This is a genomic window from Ruegeria sp. BB9 (genome assembly GCF_056539345.1).
This window is the reverse complement of the sequence record NZ_JBQFUU010000001.1, coordinates 471,677-494,072: the sequence shown is the minus strand read 5'-3', so window position 1 is coordinate 494,072 and position 22,396 is coordinate 471,677. Positions and strand designations below refer to the sequence as shown.

17 protein-coding genes are annotated in these 22,396 nt (G+C 62.4%); 3 read left to right on the top strand and 14 right to left on the bottom strand.

All coding sequences use genetic code 11. The annotated features are described in order from the left end of the window. Positions 1–29: 29 nt before the first annotated feature. Both ilvC and ACR0FC_RS02450 read left to right on the top strand, forming a co-directional pair. On the top strand, positions 30–1,052 hold the full coding sequence (gene ilvC / locus ACR0FC_RS02455; RefSeq protein ID WP_093962496.1) for a ketol-acid reductoisomerase: 1,023 nt from the start codon (positions 30–32) through the stop codon (positions 1,050–1,052). A gap of 72 nt (positions 1,053–1,124) precedes the next feature. Continuing rightward, positions 1,125–2,027, top strand: a complete 903-nt coding sequence (locus ACR0FC_RS02450; protein ID WP_170337918.1) for a DMT family transporter — start codon at positions 1,125–1,127, stop codon at positions 2,025–2,027. Here the strand turns inward: ACR0FC_RS02450 and glmM are convergent. From glmM to ACR0FC_RS02400, 10 genes are all read right to left on the bottom strand, one after another. Then, positions 2,021–3,367, bottom strand: coding sequence for a phosphoglucosamine mutase (gene glmM / locus ACR0FC_RS02445; protein ID WP_170337916.1), 1,347 nt, complete (start codon positions 3,365–3,367; stop codon positions 2,021–2,023). The two genes, ACR0FC_RS02450 and glmM, sit on opposite strands and share 7 nt — an antisense overlap. A gap of 35 nt (positions 3,368–3,402) precedes the next feature. After that, entirely contained in the window at positions 3,403–4,401 is a 999-nt protein-coding gene (folP, locus tag ACR0FC_RS02440; protein ID WP_170337914.1) for a dihydropteroate synthase, read from the bottom strand. Then, the gene (locus tag ACR0FC_RS02435) at positions 4,398–5,318 is read right to left on the bottom strand and encodes a dihydroneopterin aldolase (RefSeq protein WP_170337912.1); all 921 of its coding nucleotides are present in this window, start codon (positions 5,316–5,318) and stop codon (positions 4,398–4,400) included. Before ACR0FC_RS02435 ends, folP begins: the two co-directional genes overlap by 4 nt. A 102-nt stretch (positions 5,319–5,420) precedes the next feature. After that, a complete protein-coding gene (locus ACR0FC_RS02430; RefSeq protein ID WP_170337911.1) occupies positions 5,421–6,797 on the bottom strand; it encodes a multicopper oxidase family protein in 1,377 nt (458 codons plus the stop codon). Positions 6,798–6,876: 79 nt separating this feature from the next. Beyond that, a complete protein-coding gene (locus ACR0FC_RS02425; RefSeq protein WP_170337909.1) occupies positions 6,877–7,518 on the bottom strand; it encodes a cell wall hydrolase in 642 nt (213 codons plus the stop codon). Positions 7,519–7,704: 186 nt separating this feature from the next. Then, positions 7,705–10,266, bottom strand: a complete 2,562-nt coding sequence (locus ACR0FC_RS02420) for a putative PEP-binding protein (protein ID WP_170337907.1) — start codon at positions 10,264–10,266, stop codon at positions 7,705–7,707. Positions 10,267–10,332: 66 nt separating this feature from the next. Continuing rightward, entirely contained in the window at positions 10,333–12,567 is a 2,235-nt protein-coding gene (gene glyS / locus ACR0FC_RS02415; protein WP_170337905.1) for a glycine--tRNA ligase subunit beta, read from the bottom strand. A 9-nt stretch (positions 12,568–12,576) separates the two neighbouring features. Beyond that, complete coding sequence (gltS, locus tag ACR0FC_RS02410) at positions 12,577–13,788, bottom strand: sodium/glutamate symporter (protein ID WP_170337903.1); 1,212 nt, start codon at positions 13,786–13,788, stop codon at positions 12,577–12,579. Positions 13,789–13,797: 9 nt separating this feature from the next. Further along, entirely contained in the window at positions 13,798–14,322 is a 525-nt protein-coding gene (locus ACR0FC_RS02405) for a DUF6446 family protein (protein WP_170337901.1), read from the bottom strand. A 31-nt stretch (positions 14,323–14,353) separates the two neighbouring features. Next, on the bottom strand, positions 14,354–15,283 hold the full coding sequence (locus ACR0FC_RS02400) for a glycine--tRNA ligase subunit alpha (protein ID WP_093962505.1): 930 nt from the start codon (positions 15,281–15,283) through the stop codon (positions 14,354–14,356). A gap of 206 nt (positions 15,284–15,489) precedes the next feature. On the opposite strand from ACR0FC_RS02400, the gene ACR0FC_RS02395 reads away from it, so the two are divergent. Then, a complete protein-coding gene (locus ACR0FC_RS02395) occupies positions 15,490–17,235 on the top strand; it encodes a serine protease (protein ID WP_170337899.1) in 1,746 nt (581 codons plus the stop codon). Positions 17,236–17,288: 53 nt separating this feature from the next. Here ACR0FC_RS02395 and ACR0FC_RS02390 read toward each other — a convergent pair whose 3' ends face one another. The 4 genes from ACR0FC_RS02390 to folE2 form a co-directional block, all read right to left on the bottom strand. After that, positions 17,289–18,869: a thiamine pyrophosphate-binding protein gene (locus ACR0FC_RS02390; protein WP_170337897.1), complete on the bottom strand. Its 1,581-nt coding sequence runs from the start codon at positions 18,867–18,869 to the stop codon at positions 17,289–17,291. After that, positions 18,869–20,317 carry a TrkH family potassium uptake protein gene (locus tag ACR0FC_RS02385; RefSeq protein WP_093962508.1) on the bottom strand — a complete coding sequence of 483 codons (1,449 nt, stop codon included), beginning with the start codon at positions 20,315–20,317 and terminating at the stop codon, positions 18,869–18,871. Before ACR0FC_RS02385 ends, ACR0FC_RS02390 begins: the two co-directional genes overlap by 1 nt. Positions 20,318–20,369: 52 nt before the next feature. Continuing rightward, on the bottom strand, positions 20,370–20,978 hold the full coding sequence (locus ACR0FC_RS02380; protein ID WP_170337895.1) for a hypothetical protein: 609 nt from the start codon (positions 20,976–20,978) through the stop codon (positions 20,370–20,372). A 277-nt stretch (positions 20,979–21,255) separates the two neighbouring features. Further along, on the bottom strand, positions 21,256–22,359 hold the full coding sequence (gene folE2, locus ACR0FC_RS02375; protein WP_170337893.1) for a GTP cyclohydrolase FolE2: 1,104 nt from the start codon (positions 22,357–22,359) through the stop codon (positions 21,256–21,258). Positions 22,360–22,396: the final 37 nt, after the last annotated feature.

The window sequence follows — 22,396 nt, the reverse complement described above, 5'->3', positions numbered from 1 at the left end:
CAGCAATCGAAACAGAAAGGACCGGCAAAATGCGCGTCTATTACGATCGCGATTGCGACATCAACCTGATCAAGGACAAGAAAGTGGCCATCCTGGGCTATGGCTCTCAAGGCCACGCCCACGCGCTGAACCTGCGCGACTCGGGTGCCAAGAACCTGGTCGTCGCCCTGCGCGAAGGCTCGCCCTCGGCCAAGAAAGCCGAAGCCGAAGGCCTGCAGGTGATGGGCATTGCCGAGGCCGCGGCCTGGTGCGACGTCATCATGTTCACCATGCCCGACGAGCTTCAGGCCGAGACCTACAAGAAATACGTGCATGACAACATCAAGCCCGGCGCGGCCATCGCCTTTGCCCACGGCCTGAACGTGCATTTCGGCCTGATCGAGCCGAAAGAGGGCGTGGACGTCATCATGATGGCCCCCAAAGGCCCCGGCCACACCGTGCGCGGCGAATATGTCAAAGGCGGCGGCGTGCCCTGCCTTGTGGCGGTCCACACCGATGCGACCGGCAAGGCGCTGGAAATCGGCTTGTCCTACTGCTCGGCCATCGGCGGCGGCCGTTCGGGCATCATCGAGACCAACTTCCGCGAGGAATGCGAAACCGACCTGTTCGGCGAGCAGGCCGTTCTGTGCGGCGGTCTGGTCGAACTGATCCGCTGCGGCTTTGAAACCTTAGTCGAGGCCGGCTATGCACCCGAGATGGCCTATTTCGAGTGTCTGCACGAGGTGAAGCTGATCGTGGACCTGATCTATGAAGGCGGCATCGCCAACATGGACTACTCGATCTCGAACACCGCGGAATACGGTCAATACGTGACCGGCCCGCGCATCCTGCCTTACGAGCAGACCAAGAAGGCGATGAAAGAGGTTCTGAACGACATCCAGCAGGGCAAGTTCGTGCGTGACTTCATGCTGGAAAACCAGGTCGGTCAGCCCACGATCAAGGCTTCGCGCCGGGCCAATGACGAACACCAGATCGAAGAAGTCGGCAAAAAGCTGCGGGGCATGATGCCCTGGATTTCGGCCGGCAAGCTGGTCGATCAGGAAAAGAACTAAGCCCAAACGGCTTGGACCCAAGGGCGGCCCCGGTGGCCGCCCTTTTCATGCAGAACGGATGAACGGCCAGCGATGGTGCCTCAACCCAACATACGCGACTGGAGCGGCGTCATTGCCCTGGGCCTGATCTGGGGCGGCACCTTCATGGTCGTCGCGATGGCGTTGGAAGGCTATGGCCCGATCACGGTGGCCACGGCGCGGACGACGCTGGGCGCGGTGATGCTGCTGGCCTTGATGGGGCTGACCCGGCGGCGCATTCCCAGCCTGACACCAAGTCTCGCGTGGTCGGTAATCCTGATCGGCATCCTGTCCACCGCGCTGCCTTTCGTGCTGCTCAGCTGGGGGCAGCAATATGTACCCTCGGCCTTTGCCGGGCTGTCCATGGCCGCAATTCCGCTGATGGTTCTTCCGCTGGCGCATTTCTTCTCGGATGAACCCCTGAACCCACGTCGTTTCGTCGGGGTATCGCTGGGCTTCACCGGAGCGCTGGTGCTTATCGGCCCAGGGCTGGCGCAACTGGGCAGCGGGGCCGAGCCGCTGGCACAGCTGGCCTGCATCGGGGCGGCGTTCTGCTATTCGGTGGCGTCGATCCTGACCCGGCGCTGCCCGCCGATCGACCCGGTGGTACTGGCCGCACTGACATTGGTGGTGGGTGCGGTGATCCTGCTGCCGATCATGATGGTGACCGAGGGCGTGCCCGCACCGCAAGGCCTGCGCCCCACGCTTGCGCTGATCGTGCTGGGCCTTGTGCCCACGGCCTTTGCCACCCTGCTGCGGGTGTCGATCATTCGCAGCGCCGGGTCGGTCTTCATGACTCTGGTGAACTATCAGGTGCCGGTCTGGTCGATGATCTTCGGCGCGTGGATCCTGTCCGAGGCACTGCCGCTGCGGTTCTACATAGCATTGGCGCTGATCCTGACAGGCATGGCCATCAGCCAATGGTTCAGCCTGCGCAAGTTGCTGTTGGGCTACTGACGCGCGGCGGCTTCGACCTCGGCCACGATCCCATCGACCACCTGTGCCAAAAGGGCGTCATCCTCGCATTCCGCCATCACGCGGATCAAGGGCTCGGTGCCCGACTTGCGGATCAGCAACCGCCCCTGCCCGTTCAGCCGCGCCTCGGCATCAGCAATCGCGGCCTTGACCGTTTCCGCTTCCAGCGGGGCCTGCCCTTCGCCATAGCGCACGTTCTTCAACAGTTGCGGCACCGTCTCGAACTGCTGCGCCAGATCCGAGGCTTTGCGCCCCGAATTCACCATCTCGGCCAGGAAGTGCAACCCCGCCATCAGGCCATCGCCCGTGGTGGCATAGTCGCTCATGACGATGTGGCCGGATTGTTCACCGCCAAGGTTGAACCCGCCTTCCCGCATACGCTCGACCACATAGCGGTCACCGACCGCCGTCCGTTCCAGCCGCAGCCCGCGCGCGCCCAGAAACCGCTCGAGCCCCAGGTTCGACATAACGGTCGCAACAAGCGCGCCGCCTTTCAGCCGTTCGGAAGTGGCCCAGGCGGTGGCCAAAAGGGCCATGAGCTGATCACCGTCGGCGACCTGTCCGGTTTCATCAACGATCACCACCCGGTCGGCATCACCGTCGAGGCAGATGCCCACATCCGCCCCATGCGCCACGACGGCCTCGGCCGCCACGCGCGGCTGGGTCGAGCCGCAGCCCAGATTGATGTTCTTGCCGTTGGGCGCGGTTCCCACCGGGATCACCTCGGCCCCCAGTTCCCACAGCACTTCGGGCGCGGTGCGATGCGCGGCGCCGTTGGCGCAGTCGATCACCACCTTGAGGCCATCCAGACGCAGCTCGCGCGGCAGAGATGACTTGACCCGCTCGCCATAGCGGAATCGGGCGTCATCGACACGCCGGGCGCGCCCGATATTCTGCGCCTGCGCGGGTTTGACCCCCTCTTCGATCAGCTGTTCGATTTCAAGTTCGGCCTGGTCGGACAGTTTGAATCCATCGGGGCCGAAGAACTTGATCCCATTGTCCTCGGCCGGGTTGTGGCTGGCCGAGATCATCACACCCAAATCGGCCCGCATCGACCGGGTCATCAGCCCGACCGCCGGTGTCGGCACCGGCCCCAGCAGCAGCACGTTCATGCCGGTCGACGTCAGACCCGCCGTCAGCGCGTTTTCCAGCATATAGCCCGACAGGCGCGTATCCTTGCCGATCACCACCCGATGAACGCCCGAGCCATCCCGGCGGAAGTACCGCCCCACGGCCGCGCCGATCCGCAACGCCATCTCGGCCGTCATCGGATAGGTGTTGGCGGTGCCCCGCACCCCGTCGGTTCCGAACAGCTTGCGCATACCTGTTACTCCACAAAGTCCTGCCTGCGACCCGATTACCGGACAGCGGCCCACAGGCGCAAGGCCTGAGCGGTCTCTGCCACGTCATGCACCCGGATGATCTGCACACCTTGCGACAATCCGGCCAACGCAACGGCAATTGATCCCGGCGCGCGGGCATCCTTGCGCGGTTCCGCGCCGATCCGGCCGATGAAGCCCTTGCGTGACACGCCAAGAAGGATCGGGCAGCCCAACCCGTGAAACAGGCTGAGATTGCGTAGTAGGGTCAGGTTGTGTTCCTCGGTCTTTCCAAACCCGATACCCGGATCGACGATGATCCGGCCCCGATTCAGCCCGAGGCCTTCCAGCCGGGCCACTTGCCCCGACAGGAAATCGAAAACGTCCAGCAGAACGTCATCATAGGTCGGGTTGTCCTGCATCGTGGCCGGGTCGCCCTGCATGTGCATCACGCAGACCGGCACGTTGATCTTGGCGCAGAAAGCGCCAAGCGCGGGATCGAAGGTAAAGCCCGAAACGTCGTTGATCAGCCCCGCCCCCGCCTCGACCGCGGCCCTTGCCACGGCGGATTTGCGCGTGTCGATCGAAATCAGCGCCGGTGTCTCGGCCCGGATCGCGCGGATCAAGGGCTGGGTGCGGGCGATCTCTTCGTCCTCGGGCACGAAATCCGCACCGGGACGGGTAGATTCACCGCCGATGTCCAGAATGGTCGCACCGTGCGCGACCATTTCCCGGGCCGCCGCACACGCGGCGTCGGGGGTGTTGTGCTGGCCACCGTCGGAGAAGCTGTCGGGCGTGGCGTTAAGGATGCCCATGATCTGCGGCTGTGTCATGTCCAGACCGGCAATCGCGGCGCGCGGTCGTGTCAGCCGGTCCTGCCACGATTCAGGGATTTCGGCGGCCGCAACGATCCGGGGTGCCGCGTCACGTTGCAGGCATTCGGCATGGGTGAACCACAGGCCCTGCCCGGCCAGTGGCAAGGCCCCGTCCGGGCGCACAAGCCCGTGTTGCACCAATGGGCGATAGTAACTGGTCAAAGTTGCGCCTGCTCCACCGGAACCGCACGGAGCGGCGTTTTGGGCGACTCGGGCAGTTCCCCGCCAATGACCAGCATTTCGCTGGCCTCAAAGGTGGCGGCGAACCAGGCGGCCAAGGCCACCGCATCGGACGGCGCCGCCGAAGGCCCATCGACCGCATCCAACACGATCTTGGACGGTGCCCAGACACAGATCTGACCGTTCTTCATGGCCCAGTCCAGTTCGGTCCGGGTCGAGACGACGACGCAGCGATGATCACGCGCGGCCAGCACCCAGGCATTCTGCTCGATCGCCAGCAGGTCGATCCGGCGCTGGGTCATGGCATGCCCGGTCTGCGGCACCGGTAGTTCGGAAGCACCCACGCACAGAATCAGCGGTCGCTGTCGGTTTTCCAACTGGTCGATCCAGCCCGACAAATTGGCCGACTCAATCGCTGCATTCGACAGAAAGACCAGCCGGGGATGTGGACGCTCTTCCTCGATGACATCGTGATGGACGCCATCCTTGCCACGCACGATCTCGACTCCCAAAGCGCCCGGACCACGATCCAGTTTTTCAATGCGTACGAAAGCCCTTACCGCTTGAGGCTCAAGCAGGATCCGCTCGGCTATTCGATCCGCCAGCGTCTCGAGCAAGTTCAGACGCTCGGCCGCCAGTTCATAGGCAATGGCCTCGGTCACCCGGTCATAGGACAGGATGCGATCGACATCATCGTCGATGTTTTCGGTCAGCGGCCGCACTTCGACCACGATGTTGAAACAGATGCGCTGGGTGGTGCCCCGCTCGGCCTGAAAAGCGCCGATCTCGACCTCGACAATGTGGTCGCGCAGCGAGATACGATCCAGCGGCCCGCGTGGCGCGGTCGCCTCGGACCGTTCGGACGGGTGCGCAAAAGCAAGGCGGATTTCAGTACTCATGGCACGGGCCTTTTCGGGCAGATTGGACAGGTTTGCCCAAATTATTGGTTCCGCGCGGCTATAGCATTCAAGCAAACGCCATTCCAGCCGCCGAATGCGGCGTCAGGTGACGCGGTACCAACTCATCATACCCGATGCGGCGTGTCCAAGCATATGGCAATGCAGCAGCCAGTTGCCCGGGTTGTCGGTGACCAGCGCGATCTCGCGGGTTTCGCCGCGTTCGACCAGAACCGTGTCGCGCCACGGGCCAAGGGTCCCGTCCGGCAAGATCAGCCGAAAGTGGTGGCCATGCAGGTGCATCGCGTGCGGGAATACCGTTTCGTTCACGAAGGCAATCCGGTGAACGCTTCCCAAGGGCGCGTCCAGAAACGGGTCATCCGGTCGCTCGGCGTAGCCATTCAGCGCCCAGAACCGCCCCAGCTGAGCCAGTTCCCGGCCCGAGAGCTCGGTTTCGCCAATCCGCGCGCTTTCAAGCCAGCGCATGGCACCGCCCTGCAGCCTCATCTCGTGCCGCGGTACGTTGTTGAGGTCCGTCAATTCCGGAAGCGGGTTCGGCGGCAATGGCCGAACTCCCGACCGGGGAGTGGAAGCCGCCTGCCCCGCCACTGAAAATCGGGCCAAACCAAAGGCGCCGTCACGTTCCTGACTGAACAGGCTGGCCGTTTCCGCATTCGCAGCCAGCACATCCACCAACAAATCCGCACGTTGTGCCGGGGCCAGCGGGAACGTGTCCTCAATCGGGATCGGCTCGGCCAAAGGCATTCCATCCAGCGCGACGATCCATCCGGTCATTCCGTCCAGGCCAACAGTGAAGACACGCGCATTTGCGGCGTTGACCAACCTCAGGCGCAGGCGTTGGTTTTGTTGAACAGGAAAGGATGGGTCGAATGCACCATTGACCGTGATGAGGTTTCCCAACCGTCCAGCATGGCTGAGGTCATGGCCGTTGTCGAAATCTTGGGTAATCTGGGCCGTTTCCGGATCAAGTCGCCAGTCATCCAGCATCAGCACCAGATCCTGCTCCACATCCGGCGCCTCGGACTCGTGCACGATCAATGGGCCATACAGGCCACGGGCCACCTGTTCGACTGACTTGTTATGCGCATGGTACCAATAGGTTCCGGCGTCCGGCACGATGAAATCATAGTCGAAGGTCGCGCCGCCTGGAACCGCATCCTGAGTCAGCCCCGGAACGCCATCCATAGCGTTGTCGATGCGGATACCGTGCCAATGAACCGAAGTGGCTTTCGGTAATTCGTTCACCAAGCGGCGTTGAACACGCTCGCCTTGCCGCAGATGGATGGGGCTGCCCGGCACCTGCCCATCAAAGCCCCAGATAGCGGTTTCCGGAAACCCCGGAGGGGCAATCAACTGAGCGCCCTCGCGCGCAGTCAGGGTCAGCGGCGCGGAGCGCGCTGGCGTTGGAAACACCGCAAGCGCGGCGGCAGATTTCAAAAGGCTTCGGCGGCTCAGATTCATTGCGGGTCTCCTTGCCCGCAATATAGCCCCTGGTTTCACCCGCGCCATCAACGTTCCAGCGCGGGTGCGTCAATGCGCGCTAGTTGCTCGCAGTGCGGTAGTTGTGGCGGTAGAAGATATGCACACCGATGCGCGCAGTTTCCTTGTAAACGCGCGACCACGACGGGCGCACCGCCTTGGTGTGGTAATGCGTGGCCCCCGACGTGAGCGGATCGCTGACCCCCTCGATCGCCGCCTTGGCAACTTTGGCCACGCGCTCATAGGCTTTCTTCTCGTGAATGACTTCCTTGCGGCCGTCACAGGTATAGGTGAACTGGCACTGATATTTCTTGCCTGTTCCCTGACGGATCACGCCGCAGACGGTGTTCGGGAAACGGGTGCTTTCCACCCGGTTCAAAATCACCTCGGCAACCGCGAATTGGCCGCGCACGCTCTCTCCGCGCGCTTCGAAATACAGGGCCTCGGCCAAGCATTTCAGATCTTCGCCACCGCTGGCTTTGGGCTGTTGGTCCAGCCAGGCCTTGGTGTAGGAAATCTCAACCGGTTGGACCTCTTTCCTAGGTTGGAACAGCTTCAGATAGTCGCGAAAGCTTTGTCCCGGCACCTCGTTGCGCGACACCAGTTCGCGCTTGGCAGTCTCGGTGGCTTCCCTCTCGGCAACGGACGCACTCGGCATCACGGTTGCCGCCGCAATGGCAACAGCCAGTATATATCGTAGCATCAGATAACCTCGCACAGGCACTTCACGCGCCATACCCTCCCCCGGCGGGCGCGACGGGGTCTTAACGCAGAAGGCGCGAAAGGTCCAGTTCTGAGGAAAAAGCAAGAAAAATCTTGCCCGCGGGGCCAAAATTAATCAGCCACAGGTCCATCCCGAAACCACTATTCCTAGGGCTTTGACGGCCTGTCAACCCCCAAGTTTTGACGAAATCGCCAATTGAGCGGCAGCCAGCCGAGCGACCGGGACTCGGAAGGGTGAACAGGACACATAATCGAACCCCAAATCCCGACAAAGGGCGATTGATTCGGGGTTGCCGCCATGTTCACCACAGACCGAAAGCGTGACATCGGGCCGAGCTGTACGCCCCCGCTCCGAGCCCAGCTTGAGCAGTTCGCCGACCCCATCGGCGTCCAGAACATGGAACGGATCCTCGGTGAACACCCCCTGCCGAACATAGGCTGACATGAAGCGTCCCGCGTCGTCGCGTGACAGACCATAGGTCATCTGCGTCAGGTCATTGGTGCCGAAACTCAGGAACGAGGCATGAGGAGCGATTTCCTCGGCGCGCAAACAGGCCCGGGGCGTTTCGACCATCACACCCAACCGGTATTCGAACTCCTGACCACGCTCGGCCGCAACGGCTGCGGCAACCGTGTCCACCCGCGCCTTGATCAGTTCGACCTCGCGCTTGGCCGAAACCAGCGGAATCATGACCTCGGGCACCACCGGCGCGCCATTTTTGCTGGCTTCGAGCGTCGCCTCGAAGATCGCGCGGGCTTGCATGTCATAGATCTCGGGCACCGTGATACCAAGGCGTACGCCCCGCAACCCCAGCATGGGGTTGTATTCGCTCATTTCGTCCACCCGACGCTCCACATCCGAAACCGGAAGATCCAGCGCTTCGGCCAGTTCGCGCTGCCCGCTGCGCGTGGTCGGCAGAAACTCGTGCAGAGGCGGATCGAACAGTCGGATGCAGACGGGCTGCCCTTCCATGATCCGGAAAAGCTGCACAAAATCATCGCGTTGCATCGGAAGCAACCGCTCCAGAACCGCCGCGCGTCCCGATGAAGTCTGAGCGAAAATCATCTCGCGCATCACGATCAGACGACCGGGGTCGAAAAACATATGCTCGGTTCGGCACAACCCGATCCCCTGCGCCTGGAAGTTCCGCGCAGCCTGCGCGTCGGCAGGAGTGTCGGCGTTGGCACGAATTGATATGTCACGCTCGGCGTCGGCCCAGCTCATCAAAGTCTGAAAACAGTCATCCAGTGCAGCTTCGAGCATCGCCGGCTCGCCCCCCAACACCTGGCCCGAGCTTCCGTCAATCGTCAGAATGTCGCCTGTGGTGAAAACGCGGCCGTCCGGAACGGTAAGCTGCTTTTTCTTGGTCTGGAACCGCATCTCGGACGCGCCGACGATACAGGGCAGCCCCAGCCCGCGCCCGATCACGGCCGCATGGCTGGTCATGCCACCCTTTTCGGTCAGTACGGCGACCGCGGCGTGCATGCCGCGCACATCCTCGGGCGAGGTTTCACGGCGCACCAGAATGCAGGGCTCGCCGCGCGCCGCGCTGGCCTGTGCCTCGGCCGAAGTGAACACGATCCGGCCGGTGGCCGCCCCGGGACTGGCCCCGATACCCGTGGTCAGCACGTCACGCTTGGCCTCGGGATGCACCTGACGGTGCAGCAACTCATTCAGAGAATGCGGGTCGATCCGCATGACGGCTTCCTGCGGGGTGATGATGCCATCCTCGGCCAATCGAACAGCGATCCGCATGGCGGCGCGGGCGCTGCGCTGAACGCGGACCCCGTCCAGAATATGCACCTTGCCGTTTTCGATCACGAATTCGACCTGCATCTCTTCGCGCAATTTGCGCCGCATCAACGCCGCATGGGCCTTAAGGTCGGCAAAGGCCTGAGGCGCAACATCCTCGAGCGCCTGCCCGCGCGGGTCTTTTTCAAGGTAGAGGGCCGCAACCCCCTCGCCCAGCGCATCACGCCCCTGGCTTTGGCTCAGGTAGCGGCCTGTGATCTGCGGCATGCCGGTCGAGGAATCCACCAGCTGCAACACCCCCGATCCGCATTCGCCCTGACCGACGCCCGGGATCATCTCCTGAATGACAAGGCCCAACCCGGCATCCGCCGGAGCGCCCTTGGCTTGCCGCAACAGGCGGGCGGACGTACCGTCCCACGCCCGCGCCATCGAGCGCAGGACCGCCAGCAACTGCTCGCCGCGATCCTGGGGGAACGCTTCGTCGGTTTCGTCTTCATAGGCGCGCAGGGTCTGGCGCAGGCCTTCGCGGCCATCGGCTTCGATGTCGTCGAAAACATCCGCGTCCAGACGCGCGACGTGAATCGCATAGCTTTGGACGAACCGCAGATACAGTGCGGCGGCGGCCTCGGGACCCATCTTGTCGGACAATTCCACGAAACGGGCATCGTTCATCCCGATGTTCAGAACCGCGCCGGGGCCACCCCAGTCAGGGTCCTCGGAACTGGGGCGCACGCACAGCAACGCCGATGCGTCGAACTGTTCAAGTATAGCTTCGATTGCCGGGATATCGCCGTCAGCGATCCGCCGCACCTGATCGAAGGACAGGGCCACCGTACGCGGTACGGGAAGGTCCAACCGCACGAGGCGCTGCAGACATTTCGCCCGGCCGCCATGGGTGTCGGCGGCGACAGGAGCATCAGGAGTGATGAGCGTGGTATGCGGATTATTCTGCACTGCGGCACCTTTTGGTTTCACCGCAGCATAAGCGCCCCAGCCTTCCGCGCAAGGGCCTTGTGGGCGCGCCAGAGCGCGCCCTTTGGGTCAGCCTTCGATCTTGGTCAGGTCCGCGACGCTCGAGCAGATCTGGCGGATCTGGCTCAGCAGATTCAGGCGGTTGCGGCGCAGCACGGCATTGTCGGAATTGACCTGCACGTCCTCGAAAAACGCGTCGATGGGCCCGCGCAGCGCGGCCATGGCCGCCATCGCCGCCGGGAAATCCTCGGCCTTGAGTGCCGGTGCAATCTTGGCCTGTGCCTGATCCAGTGCGGCGAACAGGGCCTTTTCGCTGTCGGTATCGGCGAATTTCAGGTCGGCACCGAACGAGTATTCGACCCCGTCCTTCTCCTCGGCCTGGGTCAGGATGTTGTTGGCGCGCTTGAACCCCTGCACCAGATTTTCGCCATCTTCGGTCGCGATCACCGTATTCAACGCGCGGGCGCGTTTGACCAGCAGGTTCAGGTCGTCATTGCCGTCCATCGCGATACAGGCGTCGATCACGTCGTGGCGAATGCCCTCGTCACGTAGGAAGACCTTGAGGCGGTCGTGGAAGAAGGTCAGCAGATCCTCGGACGTATCGGGCACCTTCCGTTCAAGATGCAGAAAATCCGTCACTTGGTGTTTCCCGGCCTCGTCGCCCGCAAGCTTCTCCTTCACCGTGCGGAACGCCGCTCCGAAAACACCGTGATCGGCGATTTCATCCAACAGCTCTGCGACATGCTCGTCGTGCAAGGCTTCGTTCGAAGCCGCTTCGGCCCGAACCAGTTGCGCGTCGAAGAAACGGTCGAGCTTCAGCCGCAGATCATTGTTCAGGATCAATCGGGTCACCCCTAACGCCGCCCGACGCAGCGCGAACGGGTCCTTCGAGCCGGTGGGTTTTTCATCAATCGCCCAGAACCCGGTCAGCGTGTCCAGCTTGTCGGCCAGCGCCACGGCCACCGAGAGCGGCGCGGTGGGCACGTCATCCGACGGGCCCAGAGGCGAGTAATGCTCCTGCGCCACGGCGGCCACGGCGGCGTCTTCTCCAGCGGCCTCAATGTAATACCGCCCCATAAGCCCCTGAAGTTCGGGGAATTCATAGACCATTTCCGAACTCAGATCGGCCTTGGCCAGACGCGCGGCCTTCTCGGCCTGATCCGGGTCGGCTCCCGTCACCGGTGCCAGTTCGCGGGCCAGCGCGGCGATACGGTCGATCCGCTGCGCCTGGGTGCCCAGCTTGTTGTGGAAGGTCACGTTCTCCAGCGCGCGGGTCCATTGCGTGATGTCCGATTTGGCGACGCGCAGGTCATTCTCCCAGAAGAATTTCGCATCGGCCAGACGCGCCGACAGCACCTTTTGGTTTCCGGCCAGAATGGTCGCGCCATTGTCGGTGGTCTCGCGGTTGGCCACAGTGATGAACCGTTCGATCCGGCCCGTCTTGGGATTGCGGACCGAGAAGAATTTCTGGTGCTCTTTCATCGAGGTCTGCAGCACCTCGGGGGGCAGGTCCAGGAATTCATCGTCGATCTGTCCCATCAGCACAACCGGCCATTCGACCAGCCCGGCCACCTCGGCCAGCAGGCCCTTGTCCTCGACCACATCCAGACCGGCGGCAAAGGCCATGTTCTGTGCGTCATTCCAGATGTGCTCGGCCCGTTCCTCGGGCGACAGCACGACAAAGGCGCGCTTCAGCTTGGCGGCGTAATCCTCGAACCCGGTCACGGCAAACCGGCCCGGCGCCATGAAGCGGTGGCCCTCGGTGGTGTCGCCGGTGGTGATGCCGTCGACTTCCATCGGTACGACCTGCGCGCCGGCTTCATCGCCAAGGATGCACAGGATCGAATGCAGCGGGCGCACCCAACGCAGGGCCCCACTGCCCCAGCGCATGGATTTCGGCCAGGGGAAGTTGCGGATCGTGTCGGCCAGAACCTCGGCCACGATCTCGGCCGCCGGGCGGCCCGGTTTCTCGATGGTGGCGAAATAGACCGCGCCCTTGGGCGTGTCCCGTTCCTCGAGCTGGTCGCGGCTGATCCCTGCGCCTCGCAGGAAGCCCTCGATCGCCTTTTCGGGCGCGCCGACCTTGGGGCCCTTGCGCTCCTCGCGGATGGTGGGGCTTTCCGCCAGCAGCCCCTCGACCGCCAGCGTCAGGCGGCGCGGCGTGGTCAGGGCGTGGGCATGGGCGTAGGTTAGACCGGCCTCGACCAGACCATCGGTGATCCGTTTTTTCAGATCCTCGCCGGCGCGTGTCTGCATGCGCGCGGGGATTTCCTCGGAAAACAGTTCGATCAGCAGGTCGGGCATTTTCGATCCTTAGAAATTGACGATCGTCTGGATGACGATGGCATTGGCGATATCCACGAAGAATGCGGATACAAGGGGGAGCACGATAAAGGCAATAGGCGAAGGCCCGTATCGCTTGGTTACGGCGGTCATATTGGCAATTGCGGTCGGTGTTGCGCCCAACGCGAAGCCGCCGAACCCCGCCGCCAGCACCGCCGCGCGGTAGTTCGCGCCCATGACCGGGAACAGAACCCAGATCACGAAAGCCACCGCAAACAAAGTCTGCGCCGTCATGATCACCACGATCGACAGGCCCAGATCGGCGATGGTCCACAGTTGCAGGCTCATCAGCGACATGGCCAGAAACGCGCCCAGCGCGAATTCCGAGATCAGCGCCAGCGACGGCGTGCGCGACACCGGCGCGGCGCGCGGGGCCAGCAGCGGGCGCAGGTTGCCGATCACGATGCCCATGATCAGGCAGGGCACGAACAGCGGCAGTTTCAAACCCGCGGCCAGAATCGCCTCGGACAGAGCATAGCCTGCGATAATGGCCATGTTCAGGTACAGCAGCACCCGCATCAGCGTCAGGTGGTCAATCTTCGCGGCCGCGTCTGACGGCTCGTCGGGTACGCCGATCGTGTGTTCTTCGTCCGGCCGGTTTGGCGACAGGTCGCGCCCTTCGATCAACAGTCGCGCGATGGGGCCGCCGACCAGCGCAGCCAGAACAAGCCCGAGGGTCGCCACGGCCACTCCCAGCTCGGTCGCGCCCTCAAGCCCGGTGACCTGCGCCACCTCGGGCGCCCAGGCGATGGCGGTGCCGTGGCCGCCGATCAGGGCAGCCGAGCCGAACAGAACGCCGGACTGCGCCGGATAGCCGAAGGCCGCCGCCCCCGCCGCGCCGATCAGGTTCTGCGCCACGATCGTCAGCAACGTCAGGATCAGCAGCAGCACCAGAGGCTTTCCGCCCGCGATCAGATCGGACAGCCGGGCATTCAGGCCGATCCCGGCAAAGAACAGCACCAGCAGGAAATCCCGCGCGGTCAGGTCGAACTCCAGTTCCATACCGAACAGCAGATACAGCGTCAGAACCACCAACGAGGCCAACAGGCCTCCGGTCACGGGCTCGGGAATGTTGAACCGGCGCAGAACCTCTGCGCGGGCGTTGATCTCGGCGCCCATCAGGTAGACGGCAAAGCCCAGCGTTGCCGTCAGAAATCCGGGGATTTCAACGATGAACCCCATCCCACCCACTCAGTTTTCCGGTCGGGGCGGGCACTCTTCGCCGACAACCGTTCCGTCATAGGCCTTTTCGCCGCAGTTGTTCAGGGCATGCCAGGCAAAACCCGAACCGTCCTGCGTTACCGCCACGATCCGATCAACGCCATAGTGGATGTTCTTGACCCCTACGAACGCGCGGGCGGATCCGTTCGCCAACGCCTCGGCCAGAGTAGCCGCATCATAGCAGTCGAACCAACCCGGGGCCGTCAGCGGCTCGGCCTCTTCGGCGCTCATGTAGCGGACGGCCAGTTGTTCCGGCTTCAGATCTGTCTGGAAACAAGCCCGATACCGGATCGGAGAGCTGTCGGCGTCGATCGCCTGAAACGCGCTGTAGGCAATTGGCACCGGTTGGCCGGTCGCGGCTTCGGTCAGAACAACATCCTGACCGGGTGAGGGTTCGACCTCGTAGTAGTAACCGTAGACCTGAAGGTAATACATGCTGACGCCAGCAATGACGGCGCAAGCGACCAACAGAATTGCCAGCATTTTCCCGGTCATGCGCGATCCTCCTGTGGGGTGCGACGGGCCATCAGGCCTCAAAACCTGCGGCTTCGGTCTGCACGAAGGCATCGGCGCATTGCTTGGCCAGCGCGCGCACCCGCCCGATATAGGCCTGCCGCTCGGTCACCGAGATCACGCCGCGCGCGTCCAGGAGGTTGAAGATATGGCTGGCCTTGATGCACTGGTCATAAGCAGGATGCGCCATGATGATGCGCTTGCCCGTTTTGGGGTCAACGTTTTCCTGGCTCAGGATCGCGGCGCATTCTTCCTCGGCCTCTTCGAAGTGGCGCAACAGAACCTCGGTGTTGGCCACGTCAAAGTTCCAACGGGCGTATTCCTCTTCGGTTTGCTTGAAGATGTCGCCATATGTCAGCGGGCTGGGTGATTGCGGGTCGTTGAAGGGCATGTCCATTACGTGGTCGATGCCCAGCACATACATCGCCAGACGTTCCAGACCATATGTCAGCTCGCCCGAGACAGGCGCGCAGTCATGGCCGCCGACCTGCTGGAAATAGGTAAACTGGCTGACTTCCATGCCGTCGCACCAGACCTCCCATCCCAGGCCCCATGCGCCCAGGGTGGGGCTTTCCCAGTCATCCTCGACGAAACGGATGTCGTGCAGGTCCATGTCGATGCCGATGGCCTGAAGGCTGCCCAAATACAGCTCCTGCAGGTCCGGAGGGCTGGGTTTGATCAGCACTTGGTACTGATAGTAATGCTGCAAGCGGTTGGGGTTCTCGCCATAGCGCCCATCGGTCGGACGGCGCGACGGCTGAACGTAGGCCGCAGCCCAGGGTTTGGACCCCAGAGCCCGCAGGGTGGTTGCAGGGTGGAATGTACCGGCACCGACCTCCATGTCGTATGGCTGCAGGATGGCACAGCCCTTCGAGGCCCAGTAGTTCTGAAGCCGCAGGATGATTTCCTGAAATGAACGTGGTGCGCTGGACGGTTCGGTCATGACATTCCCTTTGGGCGCGGATTTGCCCGGTTTCGGTCGGTTTTGCCCTTCCTATGCAAGGGGCCAAGGGGCGTCAACGGGCCAATGCCCGCCTGCTGTCACTGTGCCGCCACACCAGAAATTCCCCGTATCGTGGGCATAGCGTTTTCACCCCTGAATCGCGTAAGTTGAGGCAAAGCCAAAACACTGCATAAAACGGGCAGAAAATGACACGCATATTCGTTGCAATTCTTTTACTGATTACAGTCGGCATGCGCGCTGCGTATGCTCAACAGGGGGCTGACGCAGGCGTCTGGGTTCAGGTCGAAGCGCAGCCATCGCTGCGCGAGGCACAGGACCGGGCGCAAGTCTATGCCAATGCCCTGCCCGACGTGAACGGGTTCCGCCTGAACAGCGGCTGGTACGCCATAGTGATCGGCCCCTATCTGCGGGCCGACGCCGAGCAGGTGCTGCGCGTCTACCGGGCCGAACGGCAGATCCCCTCAGACAGTTTCATCACATTTTCAGGCGCCCTGGGGCAGCAGTTCTGGCCAATCGGCGCCAATGTCCTGAACCGCGGCGCAATCACAGCGCCCGTTCAGCCCGAGCCGCAGCCAGAGCAGCCTCAGGCCGGTCTGACACCGCAACCTTCGGACGAGACGAGATCACAGGCCCTGCAGTCCGAGCGGCTGCTGAGCGGACAGGAACGAAAAGACCTGCAAACCGCATTGCAGGCTGCCGGGTTCTACAGTTCGACCATTGACGGGGCATTCGGCCAAGGTACACGCCGGTCGATGGCGGAATGGCAGCGGTTCAACGGCTTTGAACCGACCGGTGTCCTGACGACGGCACAGCGCAAGGCTTTGATGGATGACTACAATGCCCCGCTGATCAGCGTCGGCATGGCGCGTCACGTCGATGATCGCGCCGGGATTTCCGTCGACCTGCCGCTTGGGGTAATTGCCTTCGACCGATACGAGGCGCCGTTCGCGCATTTCAATTCCAGCGGGGATCTGGACGCACGGGTCGTATTGATCAGCCAGGAGGGCAGCAAAACCACTTTGCGCGCGCTGTTCGAGGCGATGCAATCGCTTGAGATCGTGCCGCTGAACGGCCCGCGTGAGCTGCGTGGCGACAGGTTTACCATCGAAGGCCGCGGCAACGGGATCGTATCCTATACACAGGCCAATCTGAGCGACGGCAAGATCAAGGGCTTCACCCTTGTCTGGCCCGAAGGCGATGACGCACGCCGCGCCCGGGTTCTGGCCGCAATGACTGCCAGCTTTGAAACCACCGATGGTGTTCTTGATGCTGCGGCTGGCGCCAATGCCGAGCAAAGCATCGACTTGATGTCCGGTCTCCAACTCAGAAGGCCACGGTTGTCTCGGTCGGGCTTTTTTGCCGATCCCAACGGTCTGGTCCTGACCGTGGCCGAGGCTGTGCAGAACTGCACCCGCGTCACCCTTGAGGACGGTCAGGAACTGCAAACCGCGTGGAGCGATCCCGAACTGGGCGTGGCGGTCCTGCGCCCCAACAAAACGCTGGCACCGATGGCCGTTGCGGCCTTGAACGAAGCCCAGCCTCGCCTGCAATCTGAAGTGGCCGTCGCGGGATACTCATATGGGGGCGCTTTGGGGGCTCCGACCCTGACCTACGGCAAGATCGCCGATATCCGCGGGCTGAACGGAGAGGCCGGTGTGACCCGCCTGAGCCTGACCGCACAACCCGGAGACGCCGGCGGCCCGGTATTCGATGATCACGGCAACGTGGTCGGAATGCTGCTGCCTGCGCGGACCGAGGGGCGAACCCTGCCCCGCGATGTCAGCCTGGCTGCCGCGGCCGATCGCCTTCACGAGATCCTGTCAAAGGCCGGGGCAACGGCTCAGACCGCGCAGGAGACCGGGCAAGTTTCGCCTGACGAGTTGAACCGCCGCGCGACTGGCATGACCGTGCTGGTGAATTGCTGGGGTTGACCGAAAGTCACGAATAGAATTTGAGGGCGCCGCAGGACATTGCGGCGCCTTTTTTAGCCCTTCAAGATATCGGGCGTGACGTGCACAAGGGTCGGCACGGGCGCGTCAAAGGCCGCGCGAACGGCAGCCTGCATTTCAGGTAGCGAGTTCGGACCGGCCGACCGCGCACCGAAAGCCTCGGCCAGCTTGCAGAAATCAGGGTTGCGCGCGACAACCGCGTTCGGAGCAATCTGGCTGCCGACCATGCTGTCCTCGATCTCTTTCAGCTTGCCGTTGTCCCAAAGGATGATGGGCAGCGACAACCCCAGCTCGACCGCCGCACCCAGTTCCTGCATCGTATAGTGGAACCCGTAGTCACCCGCGATCACGGCAGTTGGCTTTCCGCGCCGCGCAACCGCGCCGCCGATCCCGGCCGGCAGTGCATAGCCCAGAGTGCCGAACCCGGTCGGGTGGTGCCAGTGGTATGGGCGCGCCATGTCCCAGACTTCTTTCGCGACATAGGCGAACTGGGTCATGTCGGAATAGATCATGGTGTCGGCGGGCATCGCTGCACGCAAGGCGTCGGCAACCGGCACGATACCCGGTCTTTCCGCGTCGACCTCGGCGCGCCAGCGCGCTCGGGCTTCGGCCACCTCTTCCGGCGACCAGCCGGTGGCCGGTTTGCAGTCTTGGGTCGCGGACCACAGTGAATGGGCAAAACTTTCGCCGTCGGCCTGCAGCTTGACCGCCGCCCGGTGCCGGTCGGCCAGCACCTCGGGGTCGAGGTCAACCCGCACCAAGGTCGCGTTGTGGCCCAACTGATCGCGCCAAAGGTCGACCTCACCCAATTCGGCACCGACCGCGATGACCAGATCGGCCGACCCAATCACCTCGGCACTGCCGGGTCGCGGCAATTTCGCGCCGAAATCCAGGGTATAGCCGGTGCCGACCAACCCACGCCCTGCATAAGTGGTGAAACAGGCCGCACCGAGCTGAGACAGAATCTGGCGCCACAGGTTCGACCTCGACCCACCACCCAGTATGAACAGCGGCCGCCGTGCGATGTTCAGCAGCGACAGAACCGGCGAGATGTCCGGCGCCAGAGCCTTGACCCGCACCGCGTCCTGGTTTGGAAAAGGAGCGGGGTCGGCCTCGGCCACCAACTGCGCAATCGGGACCTGGATATGCTTGGGGCGCGGGCGTTTCAACGCGAACTCCTCAAAAGCGCGTTCGATCAGGCCATAGGCTGATTGCGCGTCGTTTGCCTGACAGGACCAGTCGGTCACGCATTCAGCGGCCGCGCGCTGATCTTTCATCTGGTGCAACTGGCCACGCTGCGCCTGAGTTTCGCCCAGACAGGACGACAGAACCAGCATCGGAACCGAGTCGGTATAGCTCTGCCCCATCGGCGTCATGACGTTGCACAGGCCAGGACCGGTGATCACGTAGGCGACGCCGGGCTTGCCCGTCGCCCTTGCATAACCGTCAGCCATGAAGCCCGCGCCTTGCTCATGCCGCGCCAGCACATGAGTAATGCCCGCTTCTTCGATTCCACGGTACATTTCCTGATTGTGCACACCGGGAATGCCGAAAATGACTTCGACCCCCCGATCCTTGAGCATGTGCGAGATTTGGGCGCCCAATGGTCTTTTCATCAGCCTCTCCAGAACCGAATGGTGAACAGGACATACACGGCCATCAGCTCCAGCCGGCCGGTCAGCATTCCGAAGGTCAGCAACCACTTGGCCGTGTCGTTCAGCCCGGCGAAATTCCCTGCGGGGCCGATCTGGTCACCCAAGCCGGGGCCAACATTGGCAAGCGCCGTCGCTGCACCGGATACTGCCGTGATGAAATCCAGACCAGTCAGCGCCAGCGCCCAGGACAACGCCCCCAGCGACAGCGCGAAGAACATGAAAAAGCTCATGACCGATGTCAGGACATCGCGGCTGATGGCGCGGCCATCATATTTGGGCACGAACACTCCGTGCGGAGACCGAATCCGGCTGATCTGAGCCTTGATGGAAGCAATCAGCAACTGATACCGGAAGATCTTGATGGAGCAGGCCGTCGAACCGGCGCAACCACCGATCAGGCCGATCATGAAGAACATCATGATCGGAAAACTGCCCCAGGTCATGTAATCGACACTGGCATAGCCGGTGCCGGAAATGATCGAGGTGATGTTGAACAGCGACTCGCGCACCGCCTGTTCCCAGTGATGCGGAAAGACCGATGTCAGAAAGACCGCCATGATCACCACCAGAACGGCAATCGTGGCCAGAAAGGCCCTGATCTGGCTGTCTTCCAGGATCGAGCCTGTCCGGCCGTTGACGAACTGCACATAGCGCACGAACGGCAGAGCAGCCAGGATCATGAATACGGACGCGGCGTATTCCGCGGGCCCCGAAAACGTTCCGAACGAAGCATCATAGTTCGAGAACCCGCCAGTGGACACGGTTGTGAACGCATGAACGACCGCGTCGAAAAAGTTCATGCCCAAACCGGCATACACCAAGGCGCAAGCTACGGTCAGGAAAACATAGATCAGCGAAATCTGGCCCGCGATCTCTTGCGCGCGCGGAAGGATTTTCCCCATGGTTTCAAACCCTTCCGAGCGGAAGATCTGCATACCGCCGACCTTGAGTTCGGGCAGGAAGACCATGGCCACGACGATGATGCCGATCCCGCCCAGCCATTGCAGCAAACCGCGCCACAAAAGCAGGCCACGCGGCAGATCATCCAACCCGGAAATAACGGTCGAACCGGTGGTGGTCAGCCCGGACATGGCTTCGAAATAGGCATCGACAAATCGCAGTTCGGTCTCACCGAACACGAAGGGGATTGCCCCGAAAAGCGGCAGCGCGACCCAGACGCCAGTGGTCAGCAAAAAGGTCTGACGGATGGTCAGCCCCTCGCCCACACCGTTCGAGCAGCTCATGGCCAGAACCACGCCGGTCAGGATCGTGATGACACCGCTTTCAAAGAAAACGTTCCACTCGCCCCGCCCCTCGATGATGTCCGCAAGCATCGGCAACAGCATGGTCGCCCCAAGTATGGCGACCAGCAAGCCAATCACATATCCGACCGGGCGAAGATCCATCATGACGGGCAGCGTTGGCGCGCTGGCCCGAAAGTGTCAAGCAGATGATCTGTGATCAGTCGTCCATTTTTTCAGCCACGGGCGGCATGGCCGGTGGCTTGGACGGCGCACGCGTGCGGCGCGTTGCCGGTTTCGGTGCCTCGGCGGGTTTGGTTGTTGCAGCCGCTACGGGCTTTTTGGCCTTGGCTTCTTCGGTTGAAGCCGCAGGTTTTGCCACGCTGGGCTTGGCCTTGGGCGTCACGGCCGTTGCGGGTTTCTCCGATGCGACCGGAGTGACGCGCTGTGCAGGGGTGGCCGTTGCGACGGGCTGCGACGGTTTTTGAGCCGTTGCAGGCGGCGTTTTGGGCTTGGCTGTGGCTTTCGCGTCCGGTTTCGGTGCGGCTTTTGCGGGTGCCTTCGGCTTCGGAGCCGGCTTTGCGACCGTCTTGGCCTTGGCCCGGACAACAGGTTTCGCCTTCTTCGCGGCGGGTTTGGCCGTGGTTCGCGCCACCGGTTTCTTGGCCGACTTCACGGCCGGCTTCGTTGGTTCGGTGACCGACGCAACCGGGATCGGGAACACGGTTTGAGCAAATGCCTGCATCATTTTCATCTGGCTGGTCACGGCATAGCCGGCCAGACGCACGGCGGCGGCCTGCAGCTCAAGCTGTTGGGCAATGGGATTCATTCCAAGTCTCTCCTGTAGCAATGAAGCAGCCCGATTTCCGAGGTAGAAAAGCCCTTGCCGTTCCGATCGCGCGGACGGACGAAGGTGTATTGCAGTCCAAGGCGTAACACGTCCCGGCTTCCTTTCGGGGTGGTGCGCCACATCTGACATGGCGCGCCACAGCTGCATTCATCTTCAATGTATGCAAATAATCGCGCGAATGCAGCATTTTCCGCTGCATTGCGGCAAAAAGGCGCCTACCGCCCAATATACGCCGGTTTTCGCGGCGTTTTTTGGGTCAGCCGACGTGGAACAGCGTCGTGAACAGGCGCGGGTCCAGACTGGTGGACGCAAATGTCGGCCCCTCGGTCAGAATCGACACCGCATCGTGGCTGTGCAGACTTTCCTGATGGCTGGCGATGACGCGGAAGTCACCCACGTGATGATCGGCCAGCAGCTCGGCACAGAACAGACGCGCGGCGTCTTCGACAAAGATGGGGTTGGCGGCGTTCAGCTCAGCAAAGGCCTGTTCGTCTTCGCGCTTGACCATCACCTGGGTTTCGGTGGGGACGGCACGGCGGCACAGGGCGATCAGATCCTCGAACCACAGGCAATCGGCGTCACAATCGACCACGACCGAAATGCGCGCCACGGAACGCTGCGAATGCGGCGTCGCAAGCTGTCCGCGCACCGACCGGGCGTGTTCGCTGAGTTCCAGCGAGCATGGGCAGGTCGAAGAATAGACATAGTCGAGATGCATGATCTTCTGACGCACGCCGCCCTGTTCGACCAGTTCAAGCGCGATGTCGTAATACTGATATCCCTCAAGACCCGAACGCAGGCTTTTGACCCGATCGGGATAGGAGAAGCGCATCTGAAGCCTTGCACCGAAACTGTCGAGGTCGGTCAGATAATCGCTTAGGGCGGATTCCATCACCTCGAAACTGAACGTACGCTCGGCATGCTTGTAGAAGGACCGCATGATCCGGGACATGTTGATGCCCTTTTTCTCGGCTTCGAGGCTGACGGTGCCCGTAACCGAGGTTTCCAGCGTCAGGTCCGGACCGTTCTTGCTGTGAAACCGGATCGGCAGGCGGAAATTCGAGATGCCCACATGCTGGATCTGCTGTTTCGCACCGCGGATCAGGCTGGACGGGCCGTTCTGGAGATCGGGCAACGCAGATTTGTAGGCTTCGTCAACTTTGAAGTCTTCGGGGTATTCACGTGACATCGCAGGGTAGTTGTCCGGCATCAACCCTGGCACCAAGCGCGCAACCGCCGGATCAAGCTGGCTGATCTCGGCCACGCTGGCGCCCTTTGCCCATTTCCGCAAGACCTTGAGAGCCTCAGCGGCCTCGTCCCGATCAGGTTTTTCGTCAATGTCGCGCGAATGAATGTTCATTGGCTGCGTATCCTCGGTGTGTCGTCAGGCCATCTCT

Bases quoted from the DNA above. Each gene is read 5' to 3' on its own strand.
- ilvC (WP_093962496.1), top strand. From the start codon at position 30: ATGCGCGTCTATTACGATCGCGATTGCGACATCAACCTGATCAAGGAC.
- ACR0FC_RS02450 (WP_170337918.1), top strand. From the start codon at position 1,125: ATGGTGCCTCAACCCAACATACGCGACTGGAGCGGCGTCATTGCCCTG.
- glmM (WP_170337916.1), bottom strand. From the start codon at position 3,367: ATGCGCAAGCTGTTCGGAACCGACGGGGTGCGGGGCACCGCCAACACC.
- ACR0FC_RS02435 (WP_170337912.1), bottom strand. From the start codon at position 5,318: ATGAGTACTGAAATCCGCCTTGCTTTTGCGCACCCGTCCGAACGGTCC.
- ACR0FC_RS02430 (WP_170337911.1), bottom strand. From the start codon at position 6,797: ATGAATCTGAGCCGCCGAAGCCTTTTGAAATCTGCCGCCGCGCTTGCG.
- ACR0FC_RS02425 (WP_170337909.1), bottom strand. From the start codon at position 7,518: ATGCTACGATATATACTGGCTGTTGCCATTGCGGCGGCAACCGTGATG.
- glyS (WP_170337905.1), bottom strand. From the start codon at position 12,567: ATGCCCGACCTGCTGATCGAACTGTTTTCCGAGGAAATCCCCGCGCGC.
- gltS (WP_170337903.1), bottom strand. From the start codon at position 13,788: ATGGGGTTCATCGTTGAAATCCCCGGATTTCTGACGGCAACGCTGGGC.
- ACR0FC_RS02405 (WP_170337901.1), bottom strand. From the start codon at position 14,322: ATGACCGGGAAAATGCTGGCAATTCTGTTGGTCGCTTGCGCCGTCATT.
- ACR0FC_RS02400 (WP_093962505.1), bottom strand. From the start codon at position 15,283: ATGACCGAACCGTCCAGCGCACCACGTTCATTTCAGGAAATCATCCTG.
- ACR0FC_RS02395 (WP_170337899.1), top strand. From the start codon at position 15,490: ATGACACGCATATTCGTTGCAATTCTTTTACTGATTACAGTCGGCATG.
- ACR0FC_RS02390 (WP_170337897.1), bottom strand. From the start codon at position 18,869: ATGAAAAGACCATTGGGCGCCCAAATCTCGCACATGCTCAAGGATCGG.
- ACR0FC_RS02385 (WP_093962508.1), bottom strand. From the start codon at position 20,317: ATGATGGATCTTCGCCCGGTCGGATATGTGATTGGCTTGCTGGTCGCC.
- ACR0FC_RS02380 (WP_170337895.1), bottom strand. From the start codon at position 20,978: ATGAATCCCATTGCCCAACAGCTTGAGCTGCAGGCCGCCGCCGTGCGT.
- folE2 (WP_170337893.1), bottom strand. From the start codon at position 22,359: ATGAACATTCATTCGCGCGACATTGACGAAAAACCTGATCGGGACGAG.